We start from the raw sequence: 16,386 nt of genomic DNA on the forward strand, positions 1-16,386 counted from the left end.
TACCTGTTCAGTCATGAACGGTTTCTCCGGTCTTTTTACTTTTAAACATATCCAGTGCCAGCATTACAGCACCGACGGTAATTGCACTGTCGGCAAAGTTGAATGCCGGGAAATGCCAGATGTTCTGCCAATGCACCAGGATGAAATCGATCACATGGCCCAAGGCTATGCGGTCATACAGATTGCCCAGCGCGCCACCCAACACCAGCGCCAAAGCGATGGCCAGCCAGGTTTCGTTACGTCCCAGGCGTTTGAGCCACACCACCAGCACAGCACTGACCACCACGGCGATCAGGGCAAACAGCCAGCGCTGCCAGCCGGAGCTGTCGGCCAGGAAACTGAACGCCGCGCCAGTGTTGTAGGCCAGGGTCCAGCTGAACAAATCGGGGATCACCACGATTTGCTGATACATCTCGAGCTTGCCTTCGAAGTAAAACTTGCTGGCCTGGTCGATGACCAGGACCAGCAAGCTCAACCAGAGCCAGCTCAGCCGTCCGAAACGGCCAGCAGCGTTAGGCATAATGACGAACCTCGCCAGCGCCGCTGATGTTGTCGACGCAACGACCGCAGATTTCCGGATGCTCCGGGTTCACGCCGACGTCTTCACGGCAGTGCCAGCAACGGGCGCACTTGGCGAAGGCCGACTTGACGATTTTCAGCTTCAGGCCGCTGACTTCGGTGACAACCGCGTCTTCTGGCGCCTGAACAAAAGGCGCAACGCTGGCGGTGGAAGTGATCAGCACGAAGCGCAGTTCATTGCTCAGCTTGGCCAAATCAGCGGTCAGCGCGTCTTCGGCGAACAGCGTCACTTCGGCTTGCAGGTTGCCACCGACGGCCTTGGCCGCGCGCTGGATTTCCATCTCTTTGTTAACCGCGACCTTCACTTCCATGATGCGGTCCCAGTAGGCGCGACCCAGCTCGAAGCCTTCCGGCAGTTCGCTCAGGCCTTCGTACCAGGTGTTGAGCATCACAGATTCGTTGCGCTCGCCCGGCAGGTATTGCCACAGCTCGTCGGCGGTGAACGCCAGGATCGGAGCGATCCAGCGCACCAGCGCTTCGGAGATGTGGAACAGCGCGGTCTGGCACGAACGACGGGCCTTGCTGTCGGCGCCCGTGGTGTACTGGCGGTCCTTGATGATGTCCAGGTAGAAACCACCCAGCTCCTGCACGCAGAAGTTGTGGATCTTCGAGTAGACGTTCCAGAAACGGTACTCGCCGTAGTTCTCTTGCAGCTCGCGTTGCAGCAGCAAGGTGCGATCCACCGCCCAACGGTCCAGCGCGAGCATTTCTTCGGCCGGCAGGATGTCGGTGGCCGGGTTGAAACCGGTCAGGTTGGAAAGCAGGAAGCGCGCGGTGTTACGGATCCGCCGGTAAGCGTCCGCACTGCGTTGCAGGATCTGCTCGGACACGGCGATTTCGCCGGAATAGTCGGTCGAAGCGACCCACAGACGCATGATGTCGGCGCCCAGGGTGTCGTTGACTTTCTGCGGTGCGATCACGTTGCCCAGGGATTTGGACATCTTGCGGCCGGACTCGTCGACGGTGAAGCCGTGGGTCAGCAACTCGCGGTACGGCGCGTGGTTGTCGATGGCGCAACCGGTCAGCAGCGACGAGTGGAACCAGCCACGGTGTTGGTCCGAACCTTCCAGGTACAGGTCGGCACGCGGGCCAGTTTCGTGGCCCATCGGGTGCGAACCGCGCAGCACGTGCCAGTGAGTGGTACCCGAATCGAACCAGACATCGAGAGTGTCGCTGATCTTGTCGTACAGCGGCGCTTCATCGCCCAGCAACTCGGCAGCGTCCATCTTGAACCAGGCCTCGATGCCTTCGACTTCGACGCGCTTGGCAACTTCTTCCATCAGTTCAACGGTACGTGGGTGCAGCTCGCCGCTTTCCTTGTTCAGGAAAAACGGGATCGGCACGCCCCAGTTACGCTGACGCGAGATGCACCAGTCCGGACGGTTGGCGATCATCGAATGCAAACGCGCCTGGCCCCAGGCCGGAACGAACTTGGTCTCTTCGATGGCTTTGAGCGAGCGCACACGCAGGGTGTCGCCGCTGACTGGCTCTTTGTCCATGCCGATGAACCACTGCGCGGTGGCGCGGTAGATCAGCGGGGTCTTGTGGCGCCAGCAGTGCATGTAGCTGTGTTCGATGACGGTGGTGTGCAGCAGCGCACCGACTTCGGTCAGTTTGTCGACGATGGCCGGGTTGGCCTTCCAGATGAACTGGCCGCCGAAGAACTCCAGCGCTGGCACGTAAACGCCGTTGCTCTGCACTGGATTGAGGATGTCGTCGTTGACCATGCCGTATTTCTTGCAGGTCACGAAGTCGTCCACACCGTAGGCCGGGGCGGAGTGAACCACGCCGGTGCCAGCGCCCAGTTCCACGTAGTCAGCCAGGTACACCGGCGACAGGCGGTCATAGAACGGGTGACGGAAGTTGATCAGCTCCAGTTCTTTACCGGTGGTGGTCGCAACGACCGAACCTTCCAGGTTGTAACGAGCCAGGCACGCCTCGACCAGCTCCTCAGCCAGTACCAGCAGCTTGTCGCCGACATCAACCAGCGCGTAGTTGAATTCCGGGTGGACGTTCAGCGCCTGGTTGGCCGGGATGGTCCACGGGGTGGTGGTCCAGATCACGATCGAAGCAGGTTTGCCCAGCGATGGCAGACCGAAAGCGGCAGCCAGCTTGGCTTCATCGGCAATCGGGAACGCCACGTCGATGGTCGAGGACTTCTTGTTCTCGTACTCGACTTCCGCTTCGGCCAGGGCCGAACCGCAATCGAAGCACCAGTTCACGGGCTTGAGGCCCTTGAACACGAAACCGCCCTTGACGATTTCAGCCAAGGCACGGATTTCACCGGCCTCGTTCTTGAAGTCCATGGTCTTGTACGGGTTGGCGAAGTCGCCCAACACGCCCAGACGGATGAATTCGGATTTTTGCCCTTCGATCTGCTCAGTGGCGTAGGCACGGCACAGTTCGCGGGTCTTGTCCGCGCCCAGGTTCTTGCCGTGGGTCACTTCGACTTTGTGCTCGATCGGCAGGCCGTGGCAGTCCCAGCCTGGAACATAGGGCGCATCGAAGCCCGAAAGGGTCTTCGAACGGATGATCATGTCCTTGAGAATCTTGTTCAGTGCGTGACCGATGTGAATCGTGCCGTTGGCGTACGGAGGACCGTCGTGCAGGACGAACTTCGGACGATCCTTGCCAATCTCGCGCAACTTTCCGTACAGGCCAATGCTGTCCCAGCGCTGCAGAATCTGCGGTTCGCGCTGAGGCAGGCCGGCCTTCATTGGGAAGGCGGTGTCCGGAAGGTTTAGCGTGGCTTTATAGTCGGTCATTTAAGGCTCTTCATTAGCGATTGGCGCTAGGTGCGACAGGGCACGGGCGGCGGCGACATCCGCATTGATCGCCGTCTTAAGCGCCTCCAGAGAGGCGAAACGCTGCTCTTCACGCAGCTTTTGGTGGAAAACCACCGTCATACGCCGGTCATACAAATCGCCGGCAAAATCTAAAAGATGTACTTCGAGGTGGGCTTTGCCATCTCCCTGGACCGTGGGTCGAACGCCGATATTGGCGACGCCTGGCCAGGTCTTGCCGTCCAGGTCGACGCTGACCAGGTACACCCCGGTCAGCGGCACGCGCCGACGCTTGAGTTGAATGTTGGCGGTGGGCGTACCCAACTGCCGCGCCAGCTTCTGACCGTGCAACACGCGACCGGCGATCCGGTACGGGCGACCCAGCAGACGCTCTGCGAGGGCAAAGTCAGCGGCGGCCAGCGCATTACGTACCTGGGTGCTGCTGACGCGAATGCCATCGAGCTCGACGGTCTGCGCCGCTTCGACAGTGAAGCCCTGCATGACGCCGGCCTGTTGCAGGAAATCGAAATCCCCTACCCGGTCACAGCCGAAACGGAAGTCGTCGCCGACTTCAAGGTGCTGCACACCGAGACCGTCCACCAGGATGGTATCGACGAATTCACTGGCGCTGAGCTTGCTCAGGCGCTGGTTGAAGGCCAGGCACAAGACTCGGTCGACCCCTTCGGCGGCCAACAGCTGCAGTTTGTCACGCAGCCGGGCCAGGCGGGCCGGTGCCGTGTCCGGGGCGAAGAACTCCCGTGGCTGCGGCTCGAAAATCACCACGCAGCTGGGCACGCCTAACTCCAGCGCACGCTCGCGCAGCCGCGCCAGGATAGCCTGGTGGCCACGGTGTACACCGTCAAAGTTGCCAATAGTGGCGACACAGCCCCGATGCTGGGGGCGCAGATTGTGGAGGCCTCGAACCAGCTGCATAACGCGCTTCTTGCTCATAAAGTGGTCGATTATAACCACACCCGGCGGCCGACGACAGGCAACACCGTATCCCAAAGTAATCGAGCCGACAAAAACGCCGGCTCGCCCGTGTTTATTGAGGTCTTTGCCTCAGCCAAGCGTCTTGCGATTGAAGTCGCGCAACCTGAAGCCCATCAACACTAACATGCCGAAATACGCCACCACACCAGCGATCACCAAAGCGCCCAGGCGCAGGAAACGCTCAAGCATCTGCCCCTCGCCCCAGGCGGGCATGAAATGCATCCCGGCCAGCAATACAGCGGACATCACCGTCACCGCGATCACCAGCTTGAAGCCGAACTTCGCCCAACCAGGTTGCGGCTGGTACATCTGCTGTTTGCGCAGTTGATAGTAGAGCAGCCCGGCATTCAGGCAGGCACCGGCACTGATGGCAAGCGCAAGGCCAGCATGGGCCAGCGGGCCAATCAACAACAGGTTGAACAGCTGGGTGACCACGAGGGTGAAAATCGCGATTTTTACCGGCGTGCGGATGTTTTGTTGCGCATAAAAGCCCGGCGCCAGCACTTTGATCACGATAATCCCGAGCAATCCGACCGAATAGGCAATCAGTGCGCGCTGGGTCATGGCCGCGTCATGGGCATCGAACTGACCGTACTGGAACAGTGAAACCGTCAGCGGCTCGGCCAGAATCCCCAACGCCAGGGCGCAAGGCAATACCAGCACGAAACACAGGCGCAGGCCCCAATCGAGGATTCGCGAATATTCCTGGCGATCCTGGCTGGCGTAGGTCTTGGCCAGGGTCGGCAGCAAAATCGTGCCCAACGCCACGCCCAGCACACCGGACGGCAACTCCATCAGGCGATCGGCGTAGTACATCCATGACACCGAGCCGGCAACCAGAAAGGAAGCAAAGATGGTGTTGATGATCAGCGAGATCTGACTCACCGACACCCCGAGAATCGCCGGCAACATCTGCTTCATTACCCGCCAGACGCCGCTGTCGCGCAGATTCAGGCGCGGCAGGACCAGCATGCCGATCTTTTTCAGGTGTGGCAGTTGGTACAGCAACTGCGCCAGACCGCCCACCAGCACCGCCCAGCCCAGCGCCATCACCGGGGGATCGAAATACGGCGTCAGGAACAGCGCAAAGATAATCATGCTGACGTTAAGCAGGGTCGGCACAAAGGCCGGCACCGAAAAACGGTTCCAGGTGTTGAGGATTGCGCCGGCCAATGAGGACAGGGAGATCAGCAAGATGTAAGGAAAGGTCACCCGCAGCAAACTCGTGGTCAGCTCGAACTTCTCCGGTGTATCGATGAAACCCGGGGCGGTCACCCAGATGACCCACGGGGCGGCAATCATGCCCAACGCCGTGACGAGTGCCAGCACCAGCGTCAGCAGGCCAGAAACATAGGCAATGAAAGTTCGCGTCGCCTCATCGCCTTGCTGACTTTTATATTCGGCAAGAATCGGTACGAATGCCTGGGAAAACGCCCCTTCGGCAAAAATCCGCCGCAACAGATTGGGCAGTTTAAAGGCGATGAAGAAGGCGTCGGTCGCCATTCCCGCGCCGAATGCACGTGCAATAAGAGTGTCACGAACAAACCCCAAAACCCGGGAAAGCATCGTGATAGAGCTGACGGCGGCCAACGATTTGAGCAGATTCATTGAAAGAGTTTGTGCCTGTCGATAAACAGCAGGCGAACTACGCGCCTACTTATGCGATACTCCGCGCCGCAACAGCACAGAGCCAAAGCTCGCGAGTTTACAGGTCGCACGCTGGAAAGAAATATCCAGAGGTGTAGCACCTACCACTTAGCGGAACGTCTCAACCGCCCTTGACAAGACCTCAACTCATCGGCATGATTCGCGGCCTATTTTGTTTGCTATTTCCTAAAAAGTCTTTCGAGGAGCTCGACGGTGGCCAACTCACCTTCCGCCAAAAAACGTGCAAAACAGGCTGAGAAGCGTCGCAGCCACAACGCCAGCCTGCGTTCCATGGTTCGTACCTACATCAAGAATGTAGTTAAGGCCATCGACGCAAAAGACGCTGAAAAAGCTCAAGCTGCTTACGTTCTGGCTGTGCCAGTTATCGACCGTATGGCCGATAAAGGCATCATCCACAAGAACAAGGCTGCTCGTCATAAGAGCCGCTTGAATGGCCACGTAAAGGCCCTGAACGTTGCCGCTGCTGCCTAAGCGACACGCTCATTAAAAAACCGACCTCAGGGTCGGTTTTTTATTGCCTGCGATTTGCTACGCACACAAAAAAACTGTGGGAGCGAGCTTGCTCGCGATGACGGATTAACATTCAGCATTTGTGCTAGCTGAAAATCCGCTATCGCGAGCAAGCTCGCTCCCACAGTTCTGATTGCGTCAGATTATTGAGCGTTCGCCCACGGCAAAATCGGGATCGCCGTCACCGCATTCTGCGGACTGCCTTCAATCACACGATCGCTGTACACCAGATACACCAGCGTATTGCGCTTCTTGTCGAGAAACCGCACCACCTGCATGGTCTTGAACACCAGGGAGGTACGCTCCTTGAACACCTCATCACCGTCCTTGAGCTCACCCTTGAAGCTGATGGGCCCGACCTGGCGACAGGCGATGGACGCCTCGGCGCGATCCTCGGCCAATCCAAGCCCACCCTTCACGCCACCGGTCTTGGCGCGCGACAGGTAGCACGTCACACCCTCGACCTTGGGATCATCAAAGGCCTCGACCACGATGCGATCATTCGGGCCGACAAACTTGAACACCGTCGACACCTGGCCGATTTCCTCGGCCGACGCCAGCAGCGGCATCGCCAACAACAACCCCAACAATCCTTTTGCCACGCGCATCAGGTATTCCTTCAGACCAGAATCAGGTTATCGCGATGAACCAGTTCCGGTTCCGCCATGTAACCCAAGAGACCGACAATCGCTTCAGACGACTGACCGATGATTTTTTGTGCTTCCAGCGCACTGTAGTTGGCCAACCCACGGGCAATTTCACGACCGTCAGGCGCCACGCACACCACCATTTCGCCGCGACGGAAGCTACCCTGGACCAATTTGACCCCAACCGGCAGCAAGCTCTTGTTGCCCTGGGACAACGCCGTCACCGCACCCGCATCCAGCACCAGGGTGCCACGGGTTTGCAGATGCCCGGCCAGCCACTGCTTGCGCGCCGCCAGCATGCCGCGCTCAGGTGAAAGCAAGGTGCCGATGCGCTCACCCGCCTTGAGGCGATCCAGCACACGCTCCAGACGACCACCGACGATGATCGTATGCGCACCCGACCGCGCCGCCAGGCGTGCCGCGCGCAACTTGGTCTGCATGCCACCACGCCCCAGCGCACCGCCAGTACCGCCCGCCACCGCATCGAGCGCCGGATCATCGGCGCGCGCTTCGTAGATCAGCTGGGCATCAGGGTTGTTGCGCGGATCGGCGTCGAACATGCCATCACGATCCGTCAGGATCACCAGCAGGTCGGCCTCGACCAGGTTGGCCACCAGCGCCGCCAGGGTATCGTTGTCGCCGAAACGAATTTCGTCGGTGACCACGGTGTCGTTCTCGTTGATCACCGGGATAACCTTCAGCTCGACCAGCGCGCGCAAGGTGCTGCGGGCGTTCAGGTAGCGCTTGCGGTCGGACAGGTCATCGTGAGTCAGGAGAATCTGCGCAGTGTGCCGGCCATGCTCGGCAAAGCTCGACTCCCAGGCCTGCACCAAGCCCATCTGGCCGATTGCAGCAGCGGCCTGGAGCTCGTGCATCGCACTGGGTCGCGCGGTCCAGCCCAGACGGCTCATGCCGGCCGCCACCGCCCCTGAGGACACCAGCACCAGCTCGACACCCGCCTCATGCAAGGCCACCATCTGTTCAACCCAGACACCCATTGCCGCGCGATCCAGGCCCTTGCCATCCGCCGTCAGCAAAGCGCTGCCGATCTTCACGACCCAACGCTGCGCACCTGTCACCTTGCTCCGCATCATCTTCAACCTTAGCTTGAGGGCAGCGCGACCTGGCACTGCCCGTGACGTTATTCGTGGTTATTCGTGACCAACAATCGATTTCCAGATACTAAAACGCCGCTCGATTGAGCGGCGCTTAAGTTTATCGCAACGAATCAGTCACGCACGTAAATGATTTCCGGACCGTCTTCGTCATCCACATCTTCTTCATCCCAATCATCGTCGCCGATGTCGTGGACCGACTTCACGCCGCTACGACGCAGGGCACGCTGATCATCCAGCGCCTGCAGCTGGGCACGGGCTTCGTCTTCGATGCGCTGATCGAGATCAGCCAGCTCTTCCTTGTAGGCCGGGTCGTTAGCCAGGCGATCGGCACGATCTTCCAGGTAACGCATGATGTCGTGGCACAGCCGCTCGGTGTTCTGCTTGGCGATGGCTGAGATCACATAGACCGGACCCGTCCATTCCAGGCGATCGACGATTTCCTTGACCCGCTCATCGTGCTCTTCTTCAAGGATCTGGTCGCACTTGTTGAGGATCAACCAACGATCACGCTCAGCCAGGGACGGGCTGAACTTGGTCAGCTCGTTGACGATGACTTCGGCAGCGTCTGGAGCACTGGTGTCATCCAGCGGCGCCATGTCGACGAGGTGCAGCAGCAGACGGGTACGCGACAAGTGCTTGAGGAAACGGATCCCCAGGCCGGCGCCATCGGAAGCACCTTCGATCAACCCCGGAATGTCCGCGACCACGAAGCTTTTCCAGCGATCGACACTGACCACACCCAGGTTCGGCACCAGGGTGGTGAACGGGTAATCAGCGACTTTCGGCTTGGCAGCCGAGACCGAACGAATGAAGGTACTTTTACCGGCGTTCGGCAAGCCCAGCAGACCCACGTCAGCCAGCACTTTCATTTCCAGCTTGAGATCACGCTGCTCACCCGGCTTACCCGGAGTGGTTTGACGCGGCGCACGGTTGGTACTGGATTTGAAACGGGTGTTGCCCAGACCGTGCCAGCCGCCCTGCACAACCATCAACTTCTGACCAGCCTTGGTCAGGTCGCCGATGACTTCCTGGGTAGCGGAGTCGATCACGGTCGTGCCGACCGGAACGCGCAGCACCAGATCTTCACCTTTCTTGCCGGTACAGTCGGTGCTGCCGCCGTTGGAGCCACGCTCGGCATCGAAGTGCCGGGTGTAACGGTAGTCGACCAGGGTGTTGAGGTTTTCGTCAGCCATCATGTAGATGGAACCGCCGTCACCGCCATCACCGCCGTTAGGGCCACCGTTTTCAATGAATTTTTCCCGGCGGAAACTCATGGCACCGTTGCCACCGTCGCCAGCTTTTACGCGAATCGATACTTCATCAACAAACTTCATAACCAACGCCTCTCGCCATACGGACGAGCCGAAAAACAATCAAGACATAAGACTCTTGCAAAAATGAGCGCAGCGACCCCAATCCACGACCTACATCGTACGCCGACAGCCCATACAAACAGTTTTGCAAGAGACTCACCCCACAAACGAAAAAGCCCCGTCGCGAGACAGGGCTTTTCCAGCGATCGCGCAATTAAGCGGCGACAACGCTCACGTAACGGCGGTTGAACGCGCCCTTTACTTCAAACTTGATCACGCCTTCGATTTTTGCGAAGAGGGTGTGATCTTTACCCATGCCAACACCGTAACCGGCGTGGAATTGGGTGCCGCGCTGACGCACGATGATGTTGCCCGGAATGATTTTCTGGCCGCCATACATCTTCACGCCAAGGCGTTTGGCTTCTGAGTCGCGACCGTTACGGGTACTACCACCAGCTTTTTTGTGTGCCATGAGTCAATTCTCCTAGTGAGGAATTAGGCTGAAATTAAGCCTGAATACCGGTGATTTTGATCTCGGTGTACCACTGGCGGTGGCCCATGCGCTTCATGTGGTGCTTACGACGACGGAACTTGATGATGCGGACTTTATCGTGACGACCTTGGGAGATCACTTCAGCCACAACGGTAGCGCCGGCAACAACTGGAGCGCCGATGTTCACGTCATCGCCATTGGCGACCAACAGAACGCGATCAAAGGTAACGGATTCGCCGGTAGCGATTTCCAGTTTTTCGATCTTCAGGTATTCACCTGGGGCGACCTTGTATTGCTTGCCACCAGTAACAATTACTGCGTACGACATGGTATTTCTCCGATAATCCTGCTCACCCAGCTCTTTATAAGAAGAGGTATTGGCTGGCATGGCTGCATGGGGCTGGAGGCCCGCTTGCAATTGCGTAAGGCAGGTGCTGCCCAGGAAGTTCAGGGTGCGCGATTGTACGCAAGGCACGAGCGCCTTGCAATAGGCCGTCCATCGCGCCTTGACACCTGCAGGCGTGGGTCCTAGCATGCCGCGCAACCCTTCTGGAGCAACTGTCGCTGATGCAACCCCAAGCTTTCTACCGCGCGGTGGCGGACGATTTTAGCGCCGTCGACGGCATCATCAAGAAGCAGCTGACTTCCCGAGTGCCGCTGGTATCGAAAATCGGCGATTACATTACCTCGGCCGGCGGCAAACGCCTGCGTCCATTATTAGTGCTGCTGTGTGGCAAGGCCCTCGGCCGTGAAGGCGACGACCTGCGCCTGCTGGCCGCCACCATCGAATTCCTGCACACCGCGACCCTGCTGCATGACGACGTGGTCGACATGTCCGGCATGCGCCGTGGCCGCTCGACTGCCAATGCCATGTGGGGCAACGCCCCAAGCGTGCTGGTGGGCGACTTCCTGTATTCACGCTCCTTCGAAATGATGGTCGAGCTGGGCTCCATGCCGGTGATGAAGATCCTTTCGCAAGCCACGCGCATCATCGCCGAAGGCGAAGTGTTGCAGCTGTCGAAGGTCCGCGACGCCAGCACCACCGAAGAAACCTACATGGAAGTCATCCGCGGCAAGACCGCGATGCTCTTCGAAGCCTCGACCCACAGTGCGGCAGCCCTGGCCGGTGCGACGCCTGAGCAGTGCGAAGCGCTGCGCACGTTCGGCGACCATCTGGGCGTGGCCTTCCAACTGGTCGACGACCTGCTGGACTACAAAGGCGATGCCGAGACCCTGGGCAAGAACGTCGGCGACGACCTGGCCGAAGGCAAACCGACCCTGCCGCTGATCTACACCATGCGCGAAGGCACGCCGGAGCAGGCTGCACTGGTGCGCAAGGCGATCCAGAAAGGCGGCATCGAAGACCTGGAAAACATCCGCGAAGCCGTGGAGTCTTCGGGTTCGCTCGAATACACCGCGCAGTTGGCCCGCGACTACGTAGCCCGCGCCATCAAATGCCTCGACGCGCTACCTGCCAGCGAGTATCGCGATGCATTGGTCGAATTGAGTGAGTTCGCGGTCGCCCGCACGCACTGACCCCTGTAGGAGCCGGCTTGCTGGCGATTGCATCACCAAGGTGTTCCTGACACACCGAGTTGCATGCATCGCCAGCAAGCCGGCTCCTACAAAACCCTATACAATGTGCGCTTTTTAGCGATCCTGAATCCAAGGAGCCTTAGTGAGCACGTTGCCACCCTGCCCGAAATGCAATTCCGAATACACCTACGAAGACGGCGCCCAGCTGATCTGCCCCGAGTGCGCCCACGAATGGTCCGCCAGCGGTGAAGCCGAAGTGGTCTCCGATGACGCGGTGAAGAAGGATTCGGTCGGCAATGTCCTGCAGGACGGCGACACCATCACCGTGATCAAGGACCTCAAGGTCAAGGGCACGTCGCTGGTGGTCAAGGTTGGCACCAAGGTCAAGAACATCCGCTTGTGCGATGGCGATCACGACATCGACTGCAAGATCGACGGCATCGGCCCGATGAAGCTCAAGTCCGAATTCGTCAGAAAAGTCTAATTCAGCTGTAAGCCATCCCGCGCCCAGACGTGGGGTGGTGCTTCGCCCATCCCCGCCTCGCCCAATGAATCCTCGTCGCAATAGCCAAACGCCAGCCGTTTTGACCTTACACAAGCTTTACCCAGAAAAACCCCGAATCCGCCAATAGGCCCTTGCTATTTACTGAATAAGAATTATTCTCATTGAATCCAATCAATGGAGATGAGAACCCATGACTTATTTGATCGATGCCTGGCTGGACCGCCCACACCCCTACCTCAGGATTCTGCATCGGGAAACCGGGGAAGTCTGTGCAGTACTGGAAGAGGAAGCCTTGAACGAACTGCAGGATCAAGGGGACCTGGACGTCAATGGCTTGAGTTCCAGCGAGCCGGTGGTGCTCAAGGAAGTGGTGAGAAATCTGTTTCTGTTCTGCTATGCCCGGGCATTGCGCCCGACCAGTGAGCTGCATCACAAGATTGAAATATGAAAGTAGCCCAAAAAACTGTGGGAGCGAGCCTGCTCCGGGCGGCGTTCCGACGAAGGCGGTGTGCCAGACAACATCAGTGTTGAATGTCAGACCGATTCGCGAGCAGGCTCGCTCCCACATTAGCCCGAAGTGAATTCAGGCAAGGTATTACAGAACGTTAAGCAGCTCGACGTCGAACACCAGTACGCTGTGCGGCGGAATGCTGCCAACGCCTTGAGCGCCGTAAGCCAGTTCGCTCGGCACGTACAAACGCCATTTGCTGCCGGCATTCATCAGTTGCAGCGCTTCGGTCCAGCCAGCGATCACGCCGCCGACCGGGAACTCTGCAGGCTCGCCGCGCTCGTAGGAGCTGTCGAACACAGTGCCGTCGATCAGGGTGCCGTGGTAGTGAGTACGCACGGTGTCTTCACGGGATGGCTTGGCGCCTTCACCGGCGGTCAGTACTTCGAATTGCAGGCCGGAAGCCAGGGTGGTGATGCCATCACGCTTGGCGTTCTCAGCCAGGAACTCCAGACCAGCGCCAGCGGCCGCTTCAGCCTTGGCTGCAGCTTCGGCCTGCATGATTTCGCGAATCACCTTGAAGCTCGCGGACATTTCTTCCTGGCCAACACGGCTTGGCTGACCGGCAAAGGCGTCGGTCAGGCCTGCCAGGATCGCGTCCAGGCTAACGCCCGGTGGCGGGTTGTCGCGCAGCTGGTCGCCCAGCTGACGGCCAATGCCGTAGCTGACGCGAGTTTCGTCGGTGGACAGATTTACTTCGGACATGACACTACTCCGCTGTGCGGACGCCTCGGAACTGGCCGTGCGTGCACAGCGCGTCCCGGAGCGCCCGGAACCAAAAGGGCCAGCAGACTAGCACAGTTGTAGTGGCGTTGATCAGAGGCGTCAGGCGATCGGCACCTTCAGGTTTTCCTCGAGATCATCGGCAACCAACCCGCACATTTCGTCATGAACCACGGTATGTACGAGATTGAAGTTCAACTTGGGAAAGGAACGCAGCACATCACGGGCATGCTCCACCGAGCGCAACTGCATCGTGTGACCTGGCGTATCGTTCAATGGATACGCCGCGCCATGCATCCGCGCCTCCAGCAGGTAGATACCTCCCTCCATCGAGATCAGGTTCAGCTCATCGACCTTCCCGGCGACGGCATAGGCATTCAACTCTTGCAGGTTCATGAACGCACCTCACGCAGTGACCAGCCAACACCTTTACAGGGATAGGCCTCGGCGCCTCAAAGCACAAGCCATAAACGACGCCGCCCGTCTGTTTTGCAACAGACGGGCGGCGCGCAAGAACAGGGCAGCCGTTGTTTAGTGCTTGGTCAATTTATCCAGGTAACCCATGGCAAATGCCGACACCACAAAGGTCATGTGGATGATGACATACCACTGCAAATGCTCGGGATCGACGTTCTTGGCATCCATGAAGACGCGCAGCAGGTGGATGGACGAGATCGCCACGATCGACGCGGCCACCTTCATTTTCAGCGACGACGAGTCCATGGTGCCCAACCAGTTGAGCTTCTCCTTGCTGTCGTCGATGTCCAGTTGAGAAACGAAGTTCTCATAACCGGAAATCATCACCATCACCAGCAAACCGCCTACCAGCGCCATGTCGATGAGCGACAGCAGCACCAGGATCAGGTCCGATTCGGCCATCGAAAAGACGTTGGGGATGACGTGAAAGACTTCCTGGAAGAATTTCAGCGCCAGTGCCAGCAGCCCAAGGGACAGACCGAAGTAGATCGGCGCCAGCAGCCAGCGCGAGGCGTACATTGCATTTTCGATAAAGCGTTCCATTGAATCTCACATGTGGACTGGAAATGGCCGCGAGTATAACAGCCGCCCGTTACAGCCAAAACCATCGACAAATCCGCCACCTGCGCATGTGTGTCAAATTTTTTCTGCTAGTGTCCAAGCCATTGACAGCAAAATGACATCAGACAGGAAGACTGGAAATGGATGGGCGATTGCCGTTAACGAGTGCCGGAATTTGCCTGGCCCTGCTGATCAGCGCCTGCTCGCCCAGCGACGAGAAGCGTCAGGTCAGCCTCGAGGAAAAGACTGCGCAGTTCGAGAAGTCCCTGGATGCCATCGAGGACCCGAAACTCAAGGATGCGGTGGCCGAACTGGGCGGCTCGCTGTTGTTGCTCGAGCGCGCGCAACTCAAACTCGACAGCAAACCCGTGGAAACCGAGTACGGCGAAGACGCCCTCGCCGTGCTCAAGCACTACCCAACGCCTCAGGCCTTGGTCGACACCTACATCAACGGCCTGTTCGTCCTGCACAAAGACTCCAGCTCTGACTATCTGACGGACCTGCAACCGGTGTTTCCCTTCAACTTCAGCATTCCGGCGGCGTTTCTGTTTCCCCATGGCCTGCAATGGCAGTCGGTCACCCTGAGCAACAAACAAGTCATCGCCTTCCAGCCGGAATGGTCGGAAACCGACCCTGGCATTCAACTGAGCCCATCGAGCTCCAACGTGACCAACCCAGACGACCTGACCGTGACCTACCCGTTCATTGAAGGCCTGGACGTCGACATCAAGAACCAGCCACAACCGGTAAGCCTGCAAGGCACGGTGGATGTCATTGCACCGCGCCGGCTCTACAGCTTCGACCTGACGAAAAAGGACATCGGCCAGACCCGCACCAATGACAATTTGAGCATCACCTTGCTGAAGCTTGCGGACAACTACGCCGAAATCGAGTTCAGCAACAGTGCACCGCTGGCCCCCGAGATCGCTGAAACACCGTTGAATCCGCTGATCGTCCAGGCCAGGGATGCCACCGGGCAGTTTCTGTCGCGCTCAGGCTCGATCAATGAAACCGCCGCGCAAATTGCCTTCTACCAGAAGCAGCTGACGAAGATGCAGCAACAGAAGCTCTGGAGCGAGTCGCTGGAAAAACAGCTCAACGAAGAGCAGCGAACTTTCGAGAAACAACAGAAAAGCCACTACTCCAAGGTGTACTTCAACGGGACCATCGAAACCCTTGAAGTCAGCCTGCTGGATTTCTCCAGCGTTACCCTGACCCGCAAGGACCTGGACCTGCCGGTACGCCGCTTCGACCGCCATACCACGGCGAAGACCATCCAGCCGCTGGACTTGCCGGTGGTGGTGTATGACGACAGCGCGCCAGCCTGGCTCAAGGGCGCGACCTTGACCGAGGAGCAGTTGAAAAAAGGTGTCAGGATCAATCAATCGGTCGAGGACCCCAGCGCTGCGCGCGTCGAGTTCACTCACCTGCGCAGCTTCAACGATGAACTGCTCGGTACCTCTTTCAACCCGGGCGATAGCCCTGTCAGCTTCTTCACCGAAGACAGTAACGGCAAGCGCGATGAGCCGATCGAATTGCCTCCAGAGGCATATGATGTCGACCCCTTGCGCGGCACCATCACCTACGACCTGAACCTGTTTCCACAAACGCCTGCCTTTGTGGTTGGTTCCATCCCGCTGTTTCTGGCCACCGTCGACAAGCAAACCTTCGATGTCCACCAATTGCCCAAGGGGCTTGAACTCAAGGGCAATGCACTGGTGGTGGATTCGAAAGTGTTTGCCGAACAGGACTGGCGTTTTTTTGCCAAGGATGACAGTGGCAATTACCTGAAGGAGATTCTTGCGGTCAGCCATGACGCGAGCACAGAAGGCCCCGCGTTATTCGCCGTGCATTACTTCTACGGGCAGCCGACGCGCCTGGAAACCTATCAACGAACTGACCTCGCCACCGTGCAATACGGTTTCGAGGTCAAGCTCGACAAGGCGGACATGTCCAGCCAGGCCCAATAGCG

Annotated in this window: 17 protein-coding genes; 5 read left to right on the forward strand and 12 right to left on the reverse strand. The window is 58.6% G+C overall.

Translation table 11 applies throughout. The annotated features are described in order from the left end of the window. Positions 1-7: 7 nt before the first annotated feature. From lspA to murJ, 4 genes are all read right to left on the reverse strand, one after another. Entirely contained in the window at positions 8-520 is a 513-nt protein-coding gene (gene lspA / locus ACA054_RS27925) for a signal peptidase II (protein ID WP_497687074.1), read from the reverse strand. After that, the gene (gene ileS, locus ACA054_RS27930; RefSeq protein ID WP_497687075.1) at positions 513-3,344 is read right to left on the reverse strand and encodes an isoleucine--tRNA ligase; all 2,832 of its coding nucleotides are present in this window, start codon (positions 3,342-3,344) and stop codon (positions 513-515) included. Before ileS ends, lspA begins: the two co-directional genes overlap by 8 nt. Continuing rightward, on the reverse strand, positions 3,345-4,295 hold the full coding sequence (gene ribF, locus ACA054_RS27935) for a bifunctional riboflavin kinase/FAD synthetase (protein ID WP_034148228.1): 951 nt from the start codon (positions 4,293-4,295) through the stop codon (positions 3,345-3,347). 129 nt (positions 4,296-4,424) lie between these two features. Next, on the reverse strand, positions 4,425-5,963 hold the full coding sequence (murJ, locus tag ACA054_RS27940; RefSeq protein WP_497687076.1) for a murein biosynthesis integral membrane protein MurJ: 1,539 nt from the start codon (positions 5,961-5,963) through the stop codon (positions 4,425-4,427). 252 nt (positions 5,964-6,215) lie between these two features. Here murJ and rpsT point away from each other — a divergent pair, with 252 nt between their 5' ends. Continuing rightward, positions 6,216-6,494 carry a 30S ribosomal protein S20 gene (rpsT, locus tag ACA054_RS27945; RefSeq protein WP_020798646.1) on the forward strand — a complete coding sequence of 93 codons (279 nt, stop codon included), beginning with the start codon at positions 6,216-6,218 and terminating at the stop codon, positions 6,492-6,494. A 182-nt stretch (positions 6,495-6,676) separates the two neighbouring features. On the opposite strand, the gene ACA054_RS27950 is transcribed toward rpsT, so the two are convergent. The 5 genes from ACA054_RS27950 to rplU all read right to left on the reverse strand — a co-directional run bounded on the left by ACA054_RS27950 (position 6,677) and on the right by rplU (position 10,432). After that, positions 6,677-7,141: a CreA family protein gene (locus tag ACA054_RS27950; protein WP_046052761.1), complete on the reverse strand. Its 465-nt coding sequence runs from the start codon at positions 7,139-7,141 to the stop codon at positions 6,677-6,679. 11 nt (positions 7,142-7,152) lie between these two features. After that, complete coding sequence (gene proB / locus ACA054_RS27955; RefSeq protein WP_033041014.1) at positions 7,153-8,271, reverse strand: glutamate 5-kinase; 1,119 nt, start codon at positions 8,269-8,271, stop codon at positions 7,153-7,155. 137 nt (positions 8,272-8,408) lie between these two features. After that, positions 8,409-9,632, reverse strand: coding sequence for an Obg family GTPase CgtA (gene cgtA / locus ACA054_RS27960; protein WP_497636640.1), 1,224 nt, complete (start codon positions 9,630-9,632; stop codon positions 8,409-8,411). A gap of 193 nt (positions 9,633-9,825) precedes the next feature. Beyond that, positions 9,826-10,083 carry a 50S ribosomal protein L27 gene (gene rpmA, locus ACA054_RS27965; RefSeq protein WP_003176049.1) on the reverse strand — a complete coding sequence of 86 codons (258 nt, stop codon included), beginning with the start codon at positions 10,081-10,083 and terminating at the stop codon, positions 9,826-9,828. 34 nt (positions 10,084-10,117) lie between these two features. Beyond that, positions 10,118-10,432 (reverse strand): 50S ribosomal protein L21, encoded by a 315-nt coding sequence (gene rplU / locus ACA054_RS27970; protein ID WP_003176051.1) that lies wholly within the window; start codon positions 10,430-10,432, stop codon positions 10,118-10,120. A gap of 239 nt (positions 10,433-10,671) precedes the next feature. On the opposite strand from rplU, the gene ACA054_RS27975 reads away from it, so the two are divergent. From ACA054_RS27975 to ACA054_RS27985, 3 genes are all read left to right on the forward strand, one after another. Then, complete coding sequence (locus tag ACA054_RS27975) at positions 10,672-11,640, forward strand: polyprenyl synthetase family protein (protein WP_497687077.1); 969 nt, start codon at positions 10,672-10,674, stop codon at positions 11,638-11,640. A gap of 142 nt (positions 11,641-11,782) precedes the next feature. After that, positions 11,783-12,124 (forward strand): zinc ribbon domain-containing protein YjdM, encoded by a 342-nt coding sequence (locus tag ACA054_RS27980; protein ID WP_497687078.1) that lies wholly within the window; start codon positions 11,783-11,785, stop codon positions 12,122-12,124. Positions 12,125-12,335: 211 nt separating this feature from the next. Further along, positions 12,336-12,593 carry a PA4570 family protein gene (locus ACA054_RS27985; protein WP_497636642.1) on the forward strand — a complete coding sequence of 86 codons (258 nt, stop codon included), beginning with the start codon at positions 12,336-12,338 and terminating at the stop codon, positions 12,591-12,593. Positions 12,594-12,740: 147 nt separating this feature from the next. Here ACA054_RS27985 and bamJ read toward each other — a convergent pair whose 3' ends face one another. From bamJ to ACA054_RS28000, 3 genes are all read right to left on the reverse strand, one after another. After that, positions 12,741-13,358: a BamJ family beta-barrel-assembly machinery protein gene (gene bamJ, locus ACA054_RS27990; protein ID WP_497687079.1), complete on the reverse strand. Its 618-nt coding sequence runs from the start codon at positions 13,356-13,358 to the stop codon at positions 12,741-12,743. Between the two features lie 120 nt (positions 13,359-13,478). Further along, positions 13,479-13,772 carry a DUF6482 family protein gene (locus ACA054_RS27995; protein ID WP_497687080.1) on the reverse strand — a complete coding sequence of 98 codons (294 nt, stop codon included), beginning with the start codon at positions 13,770-13,772 and terminating at the stop codon, positions 13,479-13,481. Between the two features lie 135 nt (positions 13,773-13,907). After that, entirely contained in the window at positions 13,908-14,396 is a 489-nt protein-coding gene (locus ACA054_RS28000; protein WP_497687081.1) for a TIGR00645 family protein, read from the reverse strand. Positions 14,397-14,554: 158 nt separating this feature from the next. Between ACA054_RS28000 and ACA054_RS28005 the strand changes: the two genes are divergently transcribed. Beyond that, the gene (locus ACA054_RS28005) at positions 14,555-16,384 is read left to right on the forward strand and encodes a hypothetical protein (protein ID WP_497687082.1); all 1,830 of its coding nucleotides are present in this window, start codon (positions 14,555-14,557) and stop codon (positions 16,382-16,384) included. The last annotated feature ends 2 nt before the right edge of the window (positions 16,385-16,386 follow it).

This window comes from Pseudomonas sp. LBUM1653 (assembly GCF_059716115.1).

What these genes read in the sequence shown, in the direction of transcription:
- rpmA (WP_003176049.1), bottom strand. Translation starts at nt 10,083, where the DNA reads ATGGCACACAAAAAAGCTGGTGGTAGTACCCGTAACGGTCGCGACTCA.
- ACA054_RS27975 (WP_497687077.1), top strand. Translation starts at nt 10,672, where the DNA reads ATGCAACCCCAAGCTTTCTACCGCGCGGTGGCGGACGATTTTAGCGCC.
- lspA (WP_497687074.1), bottom strand. Translation starts at nt 520, where the DNA reads ATGCCTAACGCTGCTGGCCGTTTCGGACGGCTGAGCTGGCTCTGGTTG.
- rplU (WP_003176051.1), bottom strand. Translation starts at nt 10,432, where the DNA reads ATGTCGTACGCAGTAATTGTTACTGGTGGCAAGCAATACAAGGTCGCC.
- ACA054_RS27985 (WP_497636642.1), top strand. Translation starts at nt 12,336, where the DNA reads ATGACTTATTTGATCGATGCCTGGCTGGACCGCCCACACCCCTACCTC.
- ACA054_RS28005 (WP_497687082.1), top strand. Translation starts at nt 14,555, where the DNA reads ATGGATGGGCGATTGCCGTTAACGAGTGCCGGAATTTGCCTGGCCCTG.
- ribF (WP_034148228.1), bottom strand. Translation starts at nt 4,295, where the DNA reads ATGCAGCTGGTTCGAGGCCTCCACAATCTGCGCCCCCAGCATCGGGGC.
- proB (WP_033041014.1), bottom strand. Translation starts at nt 8,271, where the DNA reads ATGCGGAGCAAGGTGACAGGTGCGCAGCGTTGGGTCGTGAAGATCGGC.
- murJ (WP_497687076.1), bottom strand. Translation starts at nt 5,963, where the DNA reads ATGAATCTGCTCAAATCGTTGGCCGCCGTCAGCTCTATCACGATGCTT.
- cgtA (WP_497636640.1), bottom strand. Translation starts at nt 9,632, where the DNA reads ATGAAGTTTGTTGATGAAGTATCGATTCGCGTAAAAGCTGGCGACGGT.
- ileS (WP_497687075.1), bottom strand. Translation starts at nt 3,344, where the DNA reads ATGACCGACTATAAAGCCACGCTAAACCTTCCGGACACCGCCTTCCCA.
- ACA054_RS28000 (WP_497687081.1), bottom strand. Translation starts at nt 14,396, where the DNA reads ATGGAACGCTTTATCGAAAATGCAATGTACGCCTCGCGCTGGCTGCTG.
- bamJ (WP_497687079.1), bottom strand. Translation starts at nt 13,358, where the DNA reads ATGTCCGAAGTAAATCTGTCCACCGACGAAACTCGCGTCAGCTACGGC.
- ACA054_RS27950 (WP_046052761.1), bottom strand. Translation starts at nt 7,141, where the DNA reads ATGCGCGTGGCAAAAGGATTGTTGGGGTTGTTGTTGGCGATGCCGCTG.
- ACA054_RS27995 (WP_497687080.1), bottom strand. Translation starts at nt 13,772, where the DNA reads ATGAACCTGCAAGAGTTGAATGCCTATGCCGTCGCCGGGAAGGTCGAT.